Annotated in this window: 13 protein-coding genes; 10 read left to right on the forward strand and 3 right to left on the reverse strand. The window is 65.2% G+C overall.

All coding sequences use genetic code 11. The features are described 5' to 3' along the window. The first annotated feature begins 81 nt into the window (after positions 1-81). The gene (locus PFLCHA0_RS18125) at positions 82-1,182 is read left to right on the forward strand and encodes a GGDEF domain-containing protein (RefSeq protein WP_015636035.1); all 1,101 of its coding nucleotides are present in this window, start codon (positions 82-84) and stop codon (positions 1,180-1,182) included. Positions 1,183-1,213: 31 nt separating this feature from the next. On the opposite strand, the gene PFLCHA0_RS18130 is transcribed toward PFLCHA0_RS18125, so the two are convergent. From PFLCHA0_RS18130 to PFLCHA0_RS18140, 3 genes are all read right to left on the reverse strand, one after another. Continuing rightward, entirely contained in the window at positions 1,214-2,776 is a 1,563-nt protein-coding gene (locus tag PFLCHA0_RS18130; RefSeq protein WP_011061874.1) for a TerC family protein, read from the reverse strand. Between the two features lie 356 nt (positions 2,777-3,132). Next, on the reverse strand, positions 3,133-3,510 hold the full coding sequence (locus tag PFLCHA0_RS18135; protein ID WP_015636036.1) for a VOC family protein: 378 nt from the start codon (positions 3,508-3,510) through the stop codon (positions 3,133-3,135). A gap of 75 nt (positions 3,511-3,585) precedes the next feature. Then, complete coding sequence (locus PFLCHA0_RS18140; protein WP_172621749.1) at positions 3,586-4,467, reverse strand: LysR family transcriptional regulator; 882 nt, start codon at positions 4,465-4,467, stop codon at positions 3,586-3,588. 104 nt (positions 4,468-4,571) lie between these two features. Between PFLCHA0_RS18140 and PFLCHA0_RS18145 the strand changes: the two genes are divergently transcribed. The 9 genes from PFLCHA0_RS18145 (at position 4,572) to PFLCHA0_RS18190 (ending at position 17,163) form a co-directional block, all read left to right on the forward strand. Continuing rightward, a complete protein-coding gene (locus PFLCHA0_RS18145; RefSeq protein WP_015636038.1) occupies positions 4,572-5,069 on the forward strand; it encodes a GlcG/HbpS family heme-binding protein in 498 nt (165 codons plus the stop codon). After that, a complete protein-coding gene (locus tag PFLCHA0_RS18150) occupies positions 5,066-6,607 on the forward strand; it encodes an MFS transporter (RefSeq protein WP_015636039.1) in 1,542 nt (513 codons plus the stop codon). Before PFLCHA0_RS18145 ends, PFLCHA0_RS18150 begins: the two co-directional genes overlap by 4 nt. A 152-nt stretch (positions 6,608-6,759) precedes the next feature. After that, the gene (locus PFLCHA0_RS18155) at positions 6,760-7,824 is read left to right on the forward strand and encodes an NAD(P)/FAD-dependent oxidoreductase (protein WP_230493564.1); all 1,065 of its coding nucleotides are present in this window, start codon (positions 6,760-6,762) and stop codon (positions 7,822-7,824) included. A 118-nt stretch (positions 7,825-7,942) separates the two neighbouring features. Further along, a complete protein-coding gene (gene poxB / locus PFLCHA0_RS18160; protein ID WP_015636041.1) occupies positions 7,943-9,688 on the forward strand; it encodes a ubiquinone-dependent pyruvate dehydrogenase in 1,746 nt (581 codons plus the stop codon). Between the two features lie 524 nt (positions 9,689-10,212). Next, positions 10,213-11,826, forward strand: coding sequence for a tryptophan halogenase family protein (locus PFLCHA0_RS18165; protein ID WP_011061881.1), 1,614 nt, complete (start codon positions 10,213-10,215; stop codon positions 11,824-11,826). Then, complete coding sequence (locus PFLCHA0_RS18170) at positions 11,826-12,911, forward strand: monodechloroaminopyrrolnitrin synthase PrnB family protein (RefSeq protein ID WP_015636042.1); 1,086 nt, start codon at positions 11,826-11,828, stop codon at positions 12,909-12,911. Before PFLCHA0_RS18165 ends, PFLCHA0_RS18170 begins: the two co-directional genes overlap by 1 nt. 42 nt (positions 12,912-12,953) lie before the next feature. Further along, entirely contained in the window at positions 12,954-14,657 is a 1,704-nt protein-coding gene (locus PFLCHA0_RS18175; RefSeq protein ID WP_011061883.1) for an NAD(P)/FAD-dependent oxidoreductase, read from the forward strand. 24 nt (positions 14,658-14,681) lie between these two features. Further along, complete coding sequence (locus tag PFLCHA0_RS18180) at positions 14,682-15,773, forward strand: Rieske 2Fe-2S domain-containing protein (RefSeq protein WP_011061884.1); 1,092 nt, start codon at positions 14,682-14,684, stop codon at positions 15,771-15,773. Positions 15,774-15,927: 154 nt separating this feature from the next. Next, positions 15,928-17,163: a cation:proton antiporter gene (locus PFLCHA0_RS18190; RefSeq protein ID WP_015636043.1), complete on the forward strand. Its 1,236-nt coding sequence runs from the start codon at positions 15,928-15,930 to the stop codon at positions 17,161-17,163. Positions 17,164-17,174 lie beyond the last annotated feature (11 nt).

The raw sequence follows: 17,174 nt of genomic DNA on the forward strand, positions 1-17,174 counted from the left end.
ACCCCGGCGCGGTGTTCTCCCTGCGCTATCGCCCCTGGGGCAAGCCGCTGCTGGATCATCAGCTCACATCCAAGGCCCGAGATGTTCAGAACCCTTGAAGAACAAGTGCTCAAACAGGCCGCTCCGGCGGCCTTGAAGCTTGAATTCGCGCAACATGATTTCGAACGCCTGCGCAGCTTCTGCGTCCTGATCTACACCGCCAGCATCCTGATCTGGCTGATCTTCGACCTGATCGTCAGCTTTCCCGGGCAGCAGGGCTTCACCGCCTATTCGATGGTCTTTCTGAGCATTCTGTCCTTCACCACCATCATCCTCGGCTTCACCCGCCAGGACCGGCACTTCCAGTGGGTCAACCTGCTGTTCGTGCTGACCATCACCATCGGCGTGCGCCTGATGATCGAGGGGTTGCCGATCGACCAGCGCCCGGTCTGGCTGATTCTCGGGGCGTCGAGCATGCTCTACGGCGCCTCGGTGATGCCTCTGCGACGCTGGTCGTTCGTCAGCGCCATCTTCATCACCTGGCTGGTGCTCAATCCGTTCTGGCGCACCAGCACCACCCTGCAGGAACTCAAGGGGCTGCTGGTGCTGGTTTACGCGCTGTTCCTCAGCGCATTGACCCTCTACAGCTTCATCACCCTGCGCCGGGCCCGGCTGCACAACTACATCATGTCCAAGTTGCTGCTGGACCAGGCCTACCTCGACACCCTCACCGAGATCCCCAACCGCCGCTCGTTCATGGCCCGCGCCGGCCAGCGCCTGCAGGCTCTGCCCCGGGAGCACGACCATTACCTGGCGATGGTCGACATCGACAACTTCAAGAAGGTCAACGATGTGCACGGGCATGACATCGGCGACGAAGTGCTCAAGCGCATCGCCGCCGATATCAAGGGAGTGATGAGGGATTTCGACTATGCCCGCCTGGGCGGCGAGGAGTTCGCCATCTACCTGGCCGACGTGCCCCGCGCGGATGTGGAGGCGCTGGCCGCGCGGCTGTGCCAGGTGGTGCGCGACCAGCCGACCCGGCACCCAGTGACCATCAGCATGGGCCTGGCCCGGGTCGAGCCTGGCGAAACCCTGAACCAGGCCCTGATCAAGGCCGACCAGGCGCTGTACGAATCCAAGCACGGCGGCAAGGATCGCTACACCTTCCATCCAGCCGCCAGGCCCGCACCACCCGCGTAGGAGCTGGCTTGCCAGCGAAGAGGCCCCAGTGTCAGTCCACGCTCCTGCGCGACAGCAGCACCTGGGTTACCCGGCGCTCTTCCACTGCCCTGACCTGCAGGCTCCAGCCCGCCCACTCCACCCTATCGCCCTTGACCGGCAGGCGGTCCAGCAGGCTCATCACCAGACCGGCCAGGGTCTGGTAGTCCTCGGTGGGTTCAGCGCCGAAGCCGGTCCGCTGGCGTACCTGAGGCAGGTTCAGCGCACCATTGACCAGGAACCCGCCCTCTTCTTCGATCACATCCGGGCCTTCGATCTCGCTGGCATCCGGCAGCTCGCCGGCAATGGATTCGAGAATGTCGGTCATGGTCAGGATGCCCATGAAGTCACCGAATTCGTTGATCACAAAGGCAATGTGAGTGGACGCCTGGCGCATCTGTTCCAGGGCGTTGAGGATCGAAAAGCTGTCCAGCAGGTTGATGGTCTTGCGCGCCAGATGCTCAAGGTTCGGCTCGCTGCCCGCCAGATACTCCTTGAGCAGTTCCTTCTTGTGCACGAAGCCCAAAGGCTCATCCACCGCACCATCGCGAATCAGCGGCAGGCGCGAGTACGAAGAATGCATCAACTTGGTACGAATACTCTCCGGGCTGTCCGTAAGGTCGATGCAGTCGACCTCGGCACGCACCGTCATCAGGCTGCGGATCGGCCGCTCCGCCAATTGCAGCACACCACTGATCATCACCCGCTCACGGCGGTCGAACAGCTCGCTGCTGGGGGCCTCATCAGTTTCCAGCAAGTCGGCAATTTCCTCGCCCACTTCTTCCGCCGCCAGCCTGCGCCCACCCAGCAGGCGCATCACCGCATAGGCCGTGCGCTCGCGCATCGGCCGCAGGCCCTGCATGGATTTCTTGCGCCGGGCCCGGGCGATCTGGTTGAACACCTCGATCAGGATCGAGAAGCCGATGGCCGCATACAGGTAACCCTTGGGAATATGGAAACCCAAGCCTTCGGCGGTCAGGCTGAAGCCGATCATCATCAAGAAGCCCAGGCACAGCATGATCACCGTCGGGTGCGCGTTGACGAAACGAGTCAGCGGCTTGCTGGCGACGATCATCACGCCGATGGACACCACCACCGCGATCATCATCACCGACAGGTGCTCGACCATGCCCACCGCGGTGATCACCGCGTCCAGGGAGAACACCGCATCGAGCACCACGATCTGCGCCACGATCGGCCAGAACAAGGCGTAAGTGGTACTGCCGGCGCGCTGGCTGACATGGCCCTCCAGGCGTTCATGCAACTCCATGGTGGCCTTGAACAGCAGGAACACACCACCGAACAGCATGATCAGGTCACGCCCCGAGAAGCTGTGCTCGAAGACCTCGAACAGCGGCTGGGTCAGGGTCACCATCCACGAGATGCTGGCCAGCAGGCCCAGGCGCATCAACAACGCCAGGGACAGGCCGATGATCCGCGCACGGTCGCGCTGCTCGGGCGGCAGCTTGTCCGCGAGGATGGCGATAAACACCAGGTTGTCGATGCCCAGCACCAGCTCCAGGACGATCAGGGTCAAAAGGCCAAGCCAGGCCGTGGGGTCTGCGATCCATTCCATAACGACGACTCAAGTGCTCCGGAAAATTCAAACGGCCAGGCGCGACGCAGCGCCAAGGTGCAGGGGCTGCAAAACCTCGGGTACGGGCGGATAAAGGCAGGAAGTGGCAAGTGCCAGGCAAGTGCAACCGGGAGAATGGCTGCCTGAGCGTCTGGGGCTCAGGGCCGCCGGATGGCGCGAGAAGTCATGGGGCAAAGCGAGGAAAGAGCGCCGACTGGGGGGCTCCGAGAGCGTGTTCATGCAAGTCCTGAAGGAAAAAACGGACTTGGAGATTACAGGGAGGGCAAGGCGATTCCCCAGCGGGAAATCATTACAAGATTTTATCCGGCCCGCGTCTCTGACGCAGGCCGGCACCGCTACAACTGCTCGGAAATCTCGATCAGGTTCAGGTCCGGGTCCCGCAGGTACACCGAACGGATCGGGCCGGTGGCGCCGGTGCGCGGCACCGGCCCTTCGATGATCGGCCAGTTGGCCTGTTGCAGATGGGCAATCACCTGGTCCAGGGGCACGCTGGCGATGAAGCACAAATCCAGCGCCCCCGGCACCGGCAGGTGGGCCTTGGGTTCGAACTCCTGGCCGCGCACATGCAGGTTGATCTTCTGGTTGCCGTACTTGAAGGCCTTGCGCCCGCCGGCAAAGGTTTCCAGTTGCATGCCCAGCACGTGGACGTAGAAATCCTCGGCGGCAATCGGGTCGATGGTGGTCAGTACCAGGTGGTCAAGGTGGTCGATCATCGAAGACGCGGCTCCTGAAGCGAAAGGAATGGCCCGGGGATTATGCGACCCGGGCCGTCGCTTGAACATGCCCCATCAGGCTTTGCCGCGGTACTCGCGCCGTACCTGCTCGATGTAGCGCACCACCGCCGGTGCCTGCTCGAAACGCCGGTGGATCAGCGACAGCCAGGACGTCGCCGAGCTGCCGCCAATCGGCCGGTACAGCACATGGGGCAGGCTGATGTGGCCCACCACCGACTCCGGCACCACTGCCACGCCCTGCCCCAGGGACACCAGGGCCAGTACCGCCACCAGGCCGCCGGGCTGGGGGCCCAGCTTGGGGGCGTAGGCACCCTGGGCCGCCACCTGCAAGGTGCCGCTGATCTGCTCCGGAAGAATGAAGGTTTCATTGAGCAGGTGTTCGGAGGCGATCTGCGGCAGGCGGCACAGCCAGGATTCATCGGACAGCGCCAGGACAAAGCCCTCGGCGTCCAGGCGAATGGCCTCGACCCCTTCCGGCAATGTCATGGGCGAGCGAATGTAGCCCACGTCCAGGCGACCATCGGCAATCCGCGCCGGCAGCGTCGCCATCGGGCACTCCCGCACGTTGAGGCTGACGTCCGGGCAGTCGCGGCCAAAGCCCTGCACCTGTGTCTGCAACAGCCCGCAATACACCGCCGAGGCCACATAGCCCAGTTCGATATGGCCGATCTCGCCGCGCCCGGCACGCTGGGCATTGCGCTGGGCAAACTCGAACTGGCGCACCGTGGCCTCGGCTTCCAGCAGCAGGGTGGCGCCGGCCTCGGTCAGGCTGACTTCGCGTTGCTGGCGCAGGAACAGCCGGGTGCCAAGGGTGTTCTCCATGTCCTGGATCTGCCGGCTCAGGGTGGGCGGGGCAATCCCCAATTGCTCGGCGGCGCGGGTGAAATTGCGCTGCCGGGCCACCGCCAGGAAGTAGCGAAAGTGACGAATTTCCATGATGGGCATTAGCTCAAAGGTAATGAACTGGTCGCCAGCAGCTAACAAAGACCGCGAAAGGCCGGGATAAGCTGAGCGAACCTTCACAGTAGAGAGCCTCTGCCATGCGCGTCAAACCCCTGCTTCTGGCAATGATCACCTGCTGCGTGCTGCAGACCGCGGCCGCCGAGGACAGCCGCCCCGTCATTGCCCACAAGGCAATCCTTACCCTGGACAACGCCCAGCGCCTGCTCAGGGCCGCCCAGCAAACCGCCCAGGCCAAGGGCTGGCCCTGCGCCGTGGCAATCGTCGACGACGGCGGCTGGCCGATACTCGGCGCACGCATGGACGGCGCCCCGGTGGTGGCCGGAGTCGAGCTGGCCCAGGGCAAGGCACGCACCTCGGCGCTGTTCAAGCGGCCTTCCGGGGATCTGGAAAACGCCGTCAATGGCGGCCGCCCCGCCGCCCTCAGCGCCGGCCTGGTGATGATGAAAGGCGCCCAGCCGATCATCGTCGACGGCCAGGTGATCGGCGCCATCGGGGTCAGTGCCGACACCCCGGCCCACGACGATGAAATCGCCCTGGCCGCCCTCGCCACCCTCAGTCGGCAGGCCACGCAATGAACCGCTCCGTCAACCCGCGCCTGACCCTGCTCACCGCCTCCGGGGTCTGTTCGCTGATCGTTCTGGACACCAACATCGTCGCCGTGGCGCTGCCGAGCATCGCCCGTGACCTGGGGGCCAACTTCGCCGATATCGAGTGGGTGGTCAGCACCTACATGCTGGCCTTCGCCGCCCTGCTGCTGCCCGCCGGCAGCCTGGCCGACCGCTTCGGCCGCAAGCGCACCCTGCTCTGCGGCCTGGGCCTGTTCATCCTCGCCTCCCTGGGCTGCGGCGCGGCGCCCAACGCCCTGCTGCTGGACATCGCCCGGGCGCTCAAGGGGGTGGGCGCGGCGCTGCTGCTGACCTCGGCCCTGGCCTCCATCGGCCATACCTTCCACGACGAAGTGGAACGGGCCAAGGCCTGGGCCTTCTGGGGCGCCTGCATGGGCATGGCCATGACTGCCGCGCCCACGGTCGGCGGGCTGATCACCGAGTACTTCGGCTGGCGCTGGATCTTCTACTTCAATCTGCCGGTGGGTGCGTTGCTGCTGTGGAGTGTGCTGCGCAACGTGCCGGAATCCCGCGATACCCAGGCGGCGCGCCTCGACCCCTGGGGCAGCCTGGCCTTCAGCGCCAGCCTGCTGTGCCTGATCTGGGGCCTGATCGAGGCCAACCGCATCGGCTGGAGCCACCCGGCCACCACCACCCGCCTGCTGGCAGGCGTGGCGCTGCTGGGGCTATTCGTGCTGATCGAGCGGCTGCAAAGCCGGCCCATGGTGGACCTGCAACTGTTCCGCCACCCGCGCTTCATCGGCGCCCTGCTGGGCATGTTCGCCTACGCCGGCTGTGCCCAGGTGATGATGACGCTGCTGCCCTTCTACCTGCAGAACGGCCTGGGCTTCTCGGCCATCGCCTCGGGCCTGGGCATGCTGCCCTTCGCCCTGACCATGCTCATCTGCCCGCGGATCGGCGCACGCCTGGCCGGGCGCTATGCGCCGGCCACGCTGATGGCCGCAGGGCTGACCCTGGTGGGCTGCGGCAACCTGCTCAGCGCCTGGGCGGTACACGCCGGGGGCTACCTGAACTTCGCCCTGGCAATCGCCGTGACCGGCGCCGGGGCCGGCTTGCTCAATGGCGACACGCAGAAAAACATCATGGCCTGCGTGCCGCGGGAACGCACCGGCATGGCCTCGGGCATGAGCACCACCATGCGCTTTAGCGCCATCATGCTGGCCATCGGGGTGTTCGGTGCGCTGCTGGCCAGCCATACCCAGCAGCTCTTGCAGGGCAGCCTGCACGCCGTGCCCGGGCACTGGCTGGAGCAGGCACCGGAGATTGCCTCACGGGTGGTGGCCGGGGACATGCAGGGCGCGATGGCCGGCTTGCCGCCCGATGCCCGGGCCCTGGTCGAGCCCCTGGCCCGGCAGGCCTTTGTCGGTGGTTTCGGCCTGGTGCTGACGGTGGCCGGGATGCTCGCCCTGCTCGGCGCCCTGGTGGTGGGCCGGCTGATGCGCAACCCGCTGCCCCAGGCATCGGGGCTGACGCTGAAGCTGCAATAGCCCAGGCACTGCACAAACCGCTGCCGCGCCTGCGGCAGCGGTCCTGGCCCGCCCGCTTGCAATTTCACAACACTCGTTCAATTGCTGGGGCAATCCGCCACGGTTAAGGTGCGCCCTTCGCAACGCCCCATTGAATGGATAACGAGGTGAGCGTGAAGCCTTCAAGCGTGATCGTGGTGGGCGCCGGGATTGTCGGCGCCGCCATTGCCTACCACCTGGCCCGCCAGGGCGCGCAGGTGACCGTGCTGGAACAGGACAGCCCGGGCTCGGGCGTCACCCGCCACTCCTTTGCCTGGATCAACCCCCACGGCGAGTTCCCGGCAGCCGCCCGCGCCCTGCGGGCCCAGGCGCTGGCAGACTACCGCCGCCTGCAGCACGAACTGCCGGCCTTGCAGATCCGCTGGTCCGGCGCGCTGACCTACGGCGCGGCCGACCAGCAAGCGCCAGATACCGACGAGCCAACCGCCGAGGCCTCGACCCGGTGGCTGGACCGGGCCGGGGTTGCCCAACTGGAACCCCACCTGCAAGTGCTGCCGGAGCGTGCCCGCTATGCACCCGGCGAAGGCAGCCTGGACCCGGTGGCCGCCACCCGCACCCTGCTCGATGCGGCCTGCACCCACGGCGCCCGGGTGTTCGACCAGACCCAGGTACTTGGCTTGCGGGTCGAAGGCCAGCGGGTACTCGGGGTAAACACCACCGCCGGGCTCCACCGTGCCGACCAGGTGCTGCTCGCCAGCGGCTGCGCCACCCCGGCCCTGCTCGCGCCCCTGGGTATCCAATTGCCGGTGCAGGCCTCGCCGTCGATCCTGATCCGCATCAATGCGCCACCGGGCCTGGTCAAGACCCTGGTCTCCAACAGCCAGCTGGAAATCCGCGAAGCGGCGGACGGCAGCCTGCTGCTGGCCGAGGACTATATCGATGCCCAGGGTCCACTGGGGCCCGAGGCCATCGCGCAACAGGCCCTGGCCAGCATCCGCCAGCTGTTCCGTGGCGCCCAGGCCATCACCTTGCGCAGCGTGGAAGTCGGCCTGCGGCCGATGCCCGGGGACCAACTGCCGATCATCGGCCCCAGCACCCGCTACCAGGGCCTGTACCTGGCGGTGATGCACGCCGGCGTGACCCTGGCCCCCACGGTGGCGCGCCTGATCAGCCAGGAACTGCTGCACGGGCAAACCTGCGCCGAACTGGCCGCCTGCCGACCGGCACGCTTCGCCTGAACACCAGCCCCTGTCGCCACACCGCGGCAGGGCCTGCAAGATTTCACGGAATCATCCGCACTCGCCTGTTGTCCTCTTTTGATTGCACGACTTCTTAAGCGGACCGCAGGAGCTCTTCATGGCGAACATCACCATCGCCCAGCAACTGGCAACCACCCTTGAACAGGCCGGGGTCAAGCGTATCTGGGGGCTGACCGGCGACAGCCTCAACGGCCTCACCGACGCTCTGCACAGCATGCAGACCATCGAGTGGATGCATGTGCGCCACGAAGAGGTGGCCGCCTTTGCCGCCGGCGCCGAAGCCGCCGCCACGGGGCAACTGGCGGTGTGCGCCGGCAGCTGCGGGCCGGGCAACCTGCACCTGATCAATGGCCTGTTCGACTGTCACCGCAACCATGTGCCGGTACTGGCCATCGCCGCACAGATCCCCTCCTCGGAGATCGGCCTCGACTATTTTCAGGAAACCCACCCTCAGGAGCTGTTCAAGGAGTGCAGCCACTTCGTCGAACTGGTGAGCAACCCGGCGCAGATGCCCGAGGTGCTGCACCGGGCCATGCGCAGCGCGATCCTCAACCGCGGCGTGGCGGTGGTGGTGATCCCCGGCGACGTGGCCCTGCAGCAGGTACCCGCCGCCAGCAAGCCATGGCCGGCCCTGCACGCACCGCGCACCCTGCCCGCCCCCCACGACCTGGACAAACTGGTGGAGTTGCTGAGCCAGAGCAAGGCCGTGACCCTGCTCTGCGGCAGCGGCTGCGCCGGCGCCCACGATCAGGTGGTGGCCCTGGCCGATGCCCTCGGCGCACCGGTGGTGCACGCCCTGCGCGGCAAGGAGCACGTGGAGTGGGACAACCCCTTCGACGTCGGCATGACCGGCCTGATCGGCTTCAGCTCCGGCTACCACGCCATGCTCAACTGCAACACCCTGGTGATGCTCGGCACCGACTTTCCCTATCGCCAGTTCTACCCCAGCGACGCCTGCGTCATACAGATCGACCGCAACCCCCAGGCCCTGGGCCGGCGAGTGCCGCTGGACCTGGGGATCGCCGCCGACGTCGGCGAAACCCTCGCCGCACTGCTGCCGCGCCTGCCCTATAAGGGCGACCGCCGCTTTCTCGAAGAATCCCTCAAGCACTACGCCAAGGCGCGCCAGGGCCTGGACGACCTGGCCCAGCCCTCGCCCGCTGGCCGGCCGATCCACCCGCAGTACCTGACCCGGCTGCTCAGCGAACTGGCAGACCAAGACGCCATTTTCACTGCCGACGTCGGCACCCCCACGGTGTGGGCCGCGCGCTACCTGAAAATGAACGGCCAGCGGCGCCTGCTGGGCTCTTTCAACCACGGCTCCATGGCCAACGCCATGCCCCAGGCCATGGGCGCCCAGGCCGCCTTCCCCCAGCGCCAGGTGATCTCGCTGTCCGGCGATGGCGGCTTCAGCATGCTGATGGGCGACTTCATCTCCCTGGCCCAGCTCAAGCTGCCGGTGAAGATCGTGGTCTACGACAACGCCTCCCTGGGCTTCGTGGCCATGGAAATGAAGTCCGCCGGCTACCTGGACACCGGCACCGACCTGCACAACCCGGACTTTGCCGCCATGGCCAACGCCATGGGCATTCTCGGCCTGCGGGTGGAAAACTCCGAAGAACTGGAAGGCGCCCTGCGCACCGCCCTGGCCCATGACGGCCCGGTGCTGGTGGACGTGGTCACCGCCACCCAGGAACTGGCCATGCCGCCGGCCATCAAGCTGGAACAGGCCAAGGGCTTCAGCCTGTACATGCTCAAGGCGGTGATGAGCGGGCGTGGCGACGAGGTGATCGAACTGGCCAGGACCAATTGGCTCAAGGACAGTTGGTTCAAGATCACCTAGAAAGGCTCTACCCCCGGGCATGCCATCGCAGCCTCTAATGCACCCACATTAGAGGCCTGTGTCCATGAAAAGGGTGGCAGTAGCATCCATCGAGGGTGGCGTTGGGAAAACCACCACCTCCGCAGGCCTCGCCTCTTATCCATTAAGACAAGACGTTTCGACTGCACGCCAACGGATTGGCCGTAAGCACAAGCGGGACAAGAAAACCGTCGCGTTCCTTCAGTGATCCGATCATTTTTGAGCGGCTCGCCTCTTTCAAGATCGGCAGCGGATGAAGGCATGCCCAAACGTCAGCCCCCCCTCAGCGGCCGACTGATCAGGCGCAAAAAACCTACGCAATATTTTCCTTTAGACCAAATGCCTTTGCTTTTTTGAATGCTAATTCGGAAACGGAAGGTGCATCGCTTTTCCGGCAGGCTAGAGTCTAAATCCGACAAGCACATTGATGTGCCTCTTGCACGGATGCACAGAGACTGGCGGCCTTCCCCTCCTCACAGACAGCCCGCCTCGAAACAGGGAGTGTTATGAACAAGCCAATCAAGAATATCGTCATCGTGGGCGGCGGCACCGCGGGCTGGATGGCCGCTTCGTACCTCGTCCGGGCGCTCCAACAGCAGGTAAACATCACGCTCATCGAGTCTGCGGCGATCCCCCGGATCGGCGTGGGCGAGGCGACCATCCCGAGTTTGCAGAAGGTGTTCTTCGACTTCCTCGGGATACCGGAGCGGGAGTGGATGCCCCAAGTGAACGGCGCCTTCAAGGCCGCGATCAAGTTCGTGAACTGGAGAAAATCTCCCGACCCATCGCGCGAAGATTACTTCTACCATTTGTTCGGCAGCGTGCCGAACTGCGACGGCGTGCCGCTTACCCACTACTGGCTGCGCAAGCGCGAACAGGGCTTCCAGCAACCGATGGCGTACGCGTGCTACCCGCAGCCCGGGGCCCTCGACGGCAAGCTGGCACCTTGCCTGGCCGACGGCACCCGCCAGATGTCCCACGCGTGGCACTTCGACGCGCACCTGGTGGCCGACTTCTTGAAGCGCTGGGCCGTCGAGCGCGGGGTGAATCGCGTGGTCGACGAGGTCGTGGAGGTTCAACTGAACGACCGCGGCTACATCTCCACCCTGTTAACCAAGGAAGGGCGGACGCTGGAGGCGGACCTGTTCATCGACTGCTCCGGCATGCGAGGGCTCCTGATCAATCAGGCCCTGAAGGAACCCTTCATCGACATGTCCGACTACCTGCTGTGCGACAGCGCGGTCGCCAGCGCCGTGCCCAACGACGACGCGCGCGAGGGGGTCGAGCCGTACACCTCCGCAATTGCCATGAACTCGGGATGGACCTGGAAGATTCCGATGCTGGGCCGGTTCGGCAGCGGCTACGTCTTCTCGAGCAAGTTCACCTCGCGCGACCAGGCCACCGCCGACTTCCTCAAACTCTGGGGCCTCTCGGACAATCAGCAGCTCAACCAGATCAAGTTCCGGGTCGGGCGCAACAAGCGGGCGTGGGTCAACAACTGCGTCTCGATCGGGCTGTCGTCGTGCTTTCTGGAGCCCCTGGAATCGACGGGAATCTACTTCATCTACGCGGCGCTTTACCAACTCGTGAAGCACTTCCCCGACACCTCGTTCGACCCGCGGTTGCGCGACGCATTCAACGCCGAGATCGTCTACATGTTCGACGACTGCCGAGACTTCGTCCAGGCGCACTATTTCACTACGTCGCGCGAAGACACGCCGTTCTGGCTCGCGAACCGGCACGAACTGCGGCTCTCGGACGCCATCCAGGAGAAGGTTGAGCGCTACAAGGCCGGGCTGCCACTGACCACCACCTCGTTCGACGATTCCACGTACTACGAGACCTTCGACTACGAATTCAAGAACTTCTGGTTGAACGGCAACTACTACTGCATCTTTGCCGGCCTGGGCATGCTGCCCGACCGGTCGCTGCCGCTCCTGCAGCACCGACCGGAGTCGATCCAGAAGGCCGAAGCGATGTTCGCCAGCATCCGGCGCGAAGCCGAGCGCCTGCGCACGAGCCTGCCGACGAACTACGACTACCTGCGGTCACTGCGTGACGGCGCGCAGCTGTCGCGCAACCAGCACGGGCCGACGCTCGCGGCGCAGGAACGCCAGTAGTGGAACGCACCTTGAACCGGGTATCCGCATTCGCGGCCACACACGCTGCCGTGGCGGCCTGCGATCCGCTACAGGCACGCGCGCTGGTTCTGCAGCTGCCGGCCCTGAACCGTGACAAGGACGTGCCCGGCATCGTCGGCCTGCTGCGCGATTTCCTCCCGGTGAGCGGCGTGCCCTCCAGCTGGGGCTTCGTCGAAGCCGCCGCCGCGATGCGGGACATCGGTTTCTTCCTGGGGTCGCTCAAGCGGCACGGACATGAGCCCGTGGACCTGGTGCCCGGGCTTGAACGGGTGCTGCTCGACCTGGCACGGGTGACCGACTTGCCGCCGCGCGAGACACTCCTGCATGTGACGGTCTGGAACCCGGCGGCGGCCGATGCGCAGCGGAGCTACACCGGGCTGCCCGACGAAGCGCACCTGCTCGAGAGCGTGCGCATCTCGATGGCGGCCCTCGAGGCGGCCATCGCGTTGACCGTCGAGCTGTCCGATGTATCCCTGCGCTCGCCCGCGTTCGCGCAAGGGTGCGATGAGCTGGAAGCCTACCTGCAGAAAATGGTCGAATCGATCGTCTACGCGTACCGCTTCATCTCGCCCCAGGTCTTCTACGATGAGCTGCGCCCCTTCTACGAACCGATTCGAGTCGGGGGCCAGAGCTACCTCGGCCCCGGCGCCGTAGAAATGCCCCTCTTCGTGCTGGAGCACGTCCTGTGGGGCTCGCAATCGGACGACCCAGCGTATCGAGAATTCAAAGAGACGTACCTGCCCTACGTGCTTCCCGCGTACAGGGCGGTCTACGCTCGGTTCGCCACAGAGCCGGCGCTCATCGACCGCGCGCTCGACGAGGCGCGAGCGGCGGGTACGCAGGGCGAGCACGTCCGGGCTGGGCTGACGGCCCTCGAGCGGGTCTTCAAGGTCCTGCTGCGCTTCCGGGCGCCTCACCTCAAATTGGCGGAGCGGGCATACGAAGCCGGGCGCAGCGGCCCCACAACCGGCAGCGGGGGCTACGCGCCCAGCATGCTCGGCGATCTACTCACGCTCACCTGTGCCGCGCGGTCCCGCATCCGCGCCGCGCTCGATGAATCCTGATGCGCGCGACCCAGTGTTATTTCACAAGGAGAGTTTGCCCCCATGACTCAGAAGAGCCCCGCGAACGGACACGATAGCAACCACTTCGACGTAATCATCCTCGGTTCGGGCATGTCCGGTACCCAGATGGGGGCCATCCTGGCCAAACAACAGTTTCGCGTGCTGATCATCGAGCAGTCGTCGCACCCGCGGTTCACGATCGGCGAATCGTCGATCCCCGAAACGTCTCTCATGAACCGCATCATCGCTGATCGCTACGACATTCCGGAGCTCGGCCACATCACCTCGTTCTACTCGACGCAGCGTTACGTTTCGTCGAGCACGGGCATCAAGCGCAACTTCGGCTTCGTGTTCCACAAACCTGGCCAGGAGCACGACCCGAAGGAGTTCACCCAGTGCGTCATTCCCGAGCTGCCGTGGGGGCCGGAGAGCCATTATTACCGGCAGGACGTCGACGCCTATCTGTTGCAAGCGGCCATCAAATATGGCTGCACGGTCCGCCAGAAGACGAGCGTGACCGAATATCACGCGGACAAGGACGGCGTCGCGGTGACCACCGCCGAGGGCGAGCGGTTCACCGGCCGGTACATGATCGACTGCGGAGGACCCGGCGCGCCGCTGGCGACCAAGTTCGGGCTCCGCGAAGAGCCGTGTCGCTTCAAGACGCACTCGCGCAGCCTCTACACGCACATGCTCGGGGTCAAGCCGTTCGACGACATCTTCAAGGTCAAGGGGCAGCGCTGGCGCTGGCACGAAGGAACCTTGCACCACATGTTCACCGGCGGCTGGCTCTGGGTGATTCCGTTCAACAACCACCCGCGCTCGACCAATAACCTGGTGAGCGTCGGCCTGCAGCTCGACCCGCGTGTCTACCCGAAAACCGACATTCCCGCGCAGCAGGAATTCGACGAGTTCCTCGCGCGGTTCCCGAGCATCGGCGCTCAGTTCCGGGACGCCGTGCCAGTGCGCGACTGGGTCAAGACCGACCGCCTGCAGTTCTCGTCGAACGCCTGCGTCGGCGACCGCTACTGCCTGATGCTGCACGCGAACGGGTTCATCGACCCGCTCTTCTCCCGGGGGCTCGAGAACACCGCGGTGACCATCCACGCGCTCGCGGCGCGCCTCATCAAGGCGCTACGCGACGACGACTTCTCCCCCGAGCGCTTCGAGTACATCGAGCGCCTGCAGCAAAAGCTTTTGGACCACAACGACGACTTCGTCAGCTGCTGCTACACGGCGTTCTCGGACTTCCGCCTATGGGACGCGTTCCACCGGCTGTGGGCGGTCGGCACTATCCTCGGGCAGTTCCGGCTGGTGCAAGCCCACGCGAGGTTTCGCGCGTCGCGCGACGAGGGCGACCTCGATCACCTCGACAACGACCCGCCGTACCTCGGGTACCTGTGCGCGGACATGGAGCAGTACTACCAGTTGTTCAACGACGCCAAAGCCGAGGTCGAGGCCGTGAGCGCCGGGCACAAGTCGGCCGAGGAGGCCGCGTTGCGGATTCACGCCCTCATCGACGAACGAGACTTCGCCAAGCCGATGTTCGGCTTCGGGTACTGCATCACCGGGGACAAGCCGCAGCTCAACAACTCGAAGTACAGCCTGATACCGGCGATGAAGCTGATGTACTGGACGCAAACCCGCGCGCCGGCAGAGGTGAAGAAGTACTTCGACTACAACCCGATGTTCGCGCTGCTCAAGGCGTACATCACCACCCGCATCGGCTTGGCTCTGAAGAAGTAGTCGGCCAAGGACGGCACACACGCGATGAACAACATTCAATTGGATCAAGCGAACGTCAAGAAGCATCCCCCGGGGGCGTACGACGCGACCACACGCGTGGCCGCGAGCTGGTACGTCGCGATGCGCTCGAACGGCCTCAGGGACAAGCCGAAGGAGTTGACGCTTTTTGGCCGTCCGTACGTGGCGTGGCGCGCAGCGACGGGGCAGGCCGTGGTGATGGACCGCCACTGCTCGCACCTGGGCGCGAACCTGGCTGACGGGCGGATCAAGGACGGGTGCATCCAGTGCCCGTTTCACCACTGGCGCTACGACGAGCAAGGCAAGTGCGTTCACATCCCCGGCCACAGCGAGGTGGTGCGCCAGCTGGAGCCGGTGCCACGCGCGGCGCGCCAGCCGACGTTGGTCACCACCGAGCGATACGGCTACGTGTGGGTCTGGTACGGCTCCCCGCAGCCGCTGCACCCGCTGCCCGAAATCACCGCAGCCGACGTCGACAACGGCGACTTCATGCACCTGCACTTCGCGTTCGAGACGACGACGGCGGTCTTGCGGATCGTCGAGAACTTCTACGACGCACAGCACGCAACCCCCGTGCACGCGCTCCCGATCTCGGCCTTCGAGCTCAAGCTCTTCGACGACTGGAGCCGGTGGCCGGAGGTTGAGTCGCTGGCCCGGGCGGGCGCGTGGTTCGGTGCCGGGATCGACTTCCACGTGAACCGCTACTTCGGCCCCCTCGGCATGCTGTCGCGCGCGCTCGGCCTGAACATGTCGCAGATGAACCTGCACTTCGATGGCTACCCCGGCGGGTGCGTCATGACCGTTGCCCTGGACGCAGACGTCAAATACAAACTGCTCCAGTGTGTGACACCGGTGAGCGACGGCAAGAACATCATGCACATGCTCATCTCGATCAAGAAGGTGGGCGGCGTCCTGCGCCGTGCGACCGACTTCGTGCTGTTCGGGCTGCAGACCAGACAGGCAGCGGGGTACGACGTCAAAATCTGGAACGGGATGAAGCCCGACGGCGGCGGCGCGTACAGCAAGTACGACAAGCTCGTGCTCAAGTACCGTGCGTTCTACCGCGGCTGGGTCGACCGTGTCGCGAGTGAGCAGTAATGCGTGAGGCCGAGCCGGTAGCGGTCGCGTCGCGCTGCCCGGCGCTTGCGAACCTTTCGAGCTGCGTCACGGAGATCACGGCGTACGGCGCGGCGGGCCCGCTTGGGCTCGCGGCCACCCGCTTGGTGTCGGTGTCGCTCTTTGCGAGGTATTGATGACCATCTGGCTGTTGCAACTCGTGCTGGTGATCGCGCTCTGCAACCTCTGCGGCCGCCTTGCCGAACGGCTCGGCCAGTGCGCGGTGGTCGGCGAGATCGCGGCCGGCCTGCTGTTGGGGCCTTCGCTGTTCGGCGTGATCGCACCGAGTTTCTACGACCTGTTGTTCGGCCCACGTACGCTGTCAGCCATGGCGCAAGTCGGCGAAGTCGGCCTGATACTGCTGATGTTTCAGATCGGTCTGCATATGGAGTTGAGCGAGACGCTGCGCGGCAAGCGCTGGCGCATACCTGTCGCGATCGCGGCGGGCGGGCTCATCGCGCCGGCCGCGATCGGCATGATCGTCGCCATCGTCTCGAAAGATACGCTCGCCAGCGACGTGCCGGCGCTGCCCTACATACTCTTTTGCGGTGTCGCACTTGCGGTATCAGCGGTGCCGGTGATGGCGCGCATCATCGACGACCTGGCGCTCGGCGCCATGGTCGGCGCACGGCACGCAATGTCTGCCGCGATGCTGACGGATGCGCTCGGCTGGATGCTGCTGGCAACGATTGCCTCGCTATCGAGCGGGCCTGGCTGGGCATTTGCGCACATGCTCGTCAGCCTGCTCGTGTACCTGCTGCTATGCGCGCTCCTGGTGCGCTTCGTGGTGCGACCGGTGCTTGCGCGGCTCGCCTCGACTGCGCATGCGACGCGCGACCGCTTGGCCGTGTTGCTCTGTTTTGTAATAGCCTCGGCACTCGCGACGTCGCTGATCGGATTCCATAGTGCATTTGGCGCACTTGCGGCGGCGCTGTTCGTGCGGCGCGTGCCCGGCGTCGCGAAGGAGTGGCGCGATAACGTCGAAGGTTTCGTCAAGCTTGTACTGATGCCGGTGTTCTTCGCGTGCGCGGGGCTGCATGCGTCGGTCGGCACGATCGACGACGCGGCATCATGGATGTGGTGCGGGGTATTCCTCGTGGGCGGATTCATCGGCAAGTTCGGCGGCAGCTATCTGGGCGCGCGTGGCACTGGGCTGGCGCCGCACGATGCGATGCTGGTGAGCTCGTTGATGAATACGCGCGGGCTGATGGAGCTAATCGTCCTGTCAATCGGCCTGCAGATGCAGATTCTTCCGCCAAAGGTCTACACGATCCTCGTGGTGTTCGCGCTGGTGACGACGGCGCTGACCGCACCGCTGGTTCGATTCACGCTGCGCATGCAAACACGCGCAATGAGCCAACAGGCCGCCTGAGCCAGCTTGAG

Origin of the sequence: Pseudomonas protegens CHA0, assembly GCF_000397205.1 — a bacterium.
GTDB classification, from domain to species: domain Bacteria; phylum Pseudomonadota; class Gammaproteobacteria; order Pseudomonadales; family Pseudomonadaceae; genus Aquipseudomonas; species Aquipseudomonas protegens.

Coding starts and splice junctions, on each gene's coding strand:
- PFLCHA0_RS18150 (WP_015636039.1), top strand. CDS start 5,066: ATGAACCGCTCCGTCAACCCGCGCCTGACCCTGCTCACCGCCTCCGGG.
- PFLCHA0_RS18145 (WP_015636038.1), top strand. CDS start 4,572: ATGCGCGTCAAACCCCTGCTTCTGGCAATGATCACCTGCTGCGTGCTG.
- poxB (WP_015636041.1), top strand. CDS start 7,943: ATGGCGAACATCACCATCGCCCAGCAACTGGCAACCACCCTTGAACAG.
- PFLCHA0_RS18130 (WP_011061874.1), bottom strand. CDS start 2,776: ATGGAATGGATCGCAGACCCCACGGCCTGGCTTGGCCTTTTGACCCTG.
- PFLCHA0_RS18135 (WP_015636036.1), bottom strand. CDS start 3,510: ATGATCGACCACCTTGACCACCTGGTACTGACCACCATCGACCCGATT.
- PFLCHA0_RS18180 (WP_011061884.1), top strand. CDS start 14,682: ATGAACAACATTCAATTGGATCAAGCGAACGTCAAGAAGCATCCCCCG.
- PFLCHA0_RS18140 (WP_172621749.1), bottom strand. CDS start 4,467: ATGGAAATTCGTCACTTTCGCTACTTCCTGGCGGTGGCCCGGCAGCGC.
- PFLCHA0_RS18190 (WP_015636043.1), top strand. CDS start 15,928: ATGACCATCTGGCTGTTGCAACTCGTGCTGGTGATCGCGCTCTGCAAC.
- PFLCHA0_RS18125 (WP_015636035.1), top strand. CDS start 82: ATGTTCAGAACCCTTGAAGAACAAGTGCTCAAACAGGCCGCTCCGGCG.
- PFLCHA0_RS18175 (WP_011061883.1), top strand. CDS start 12,954: ATGACTCAGAAGAGCCCCGCGAACGGACACGATAGCAACCACTTCGAC.
- PFLCHA0_RS18165 (WP_011061881.1), top strand. CDS start 10,213: ATGAACAAGCCAATCAAGAATATCGTCATCGTGGGCGGCGGCACCGCG.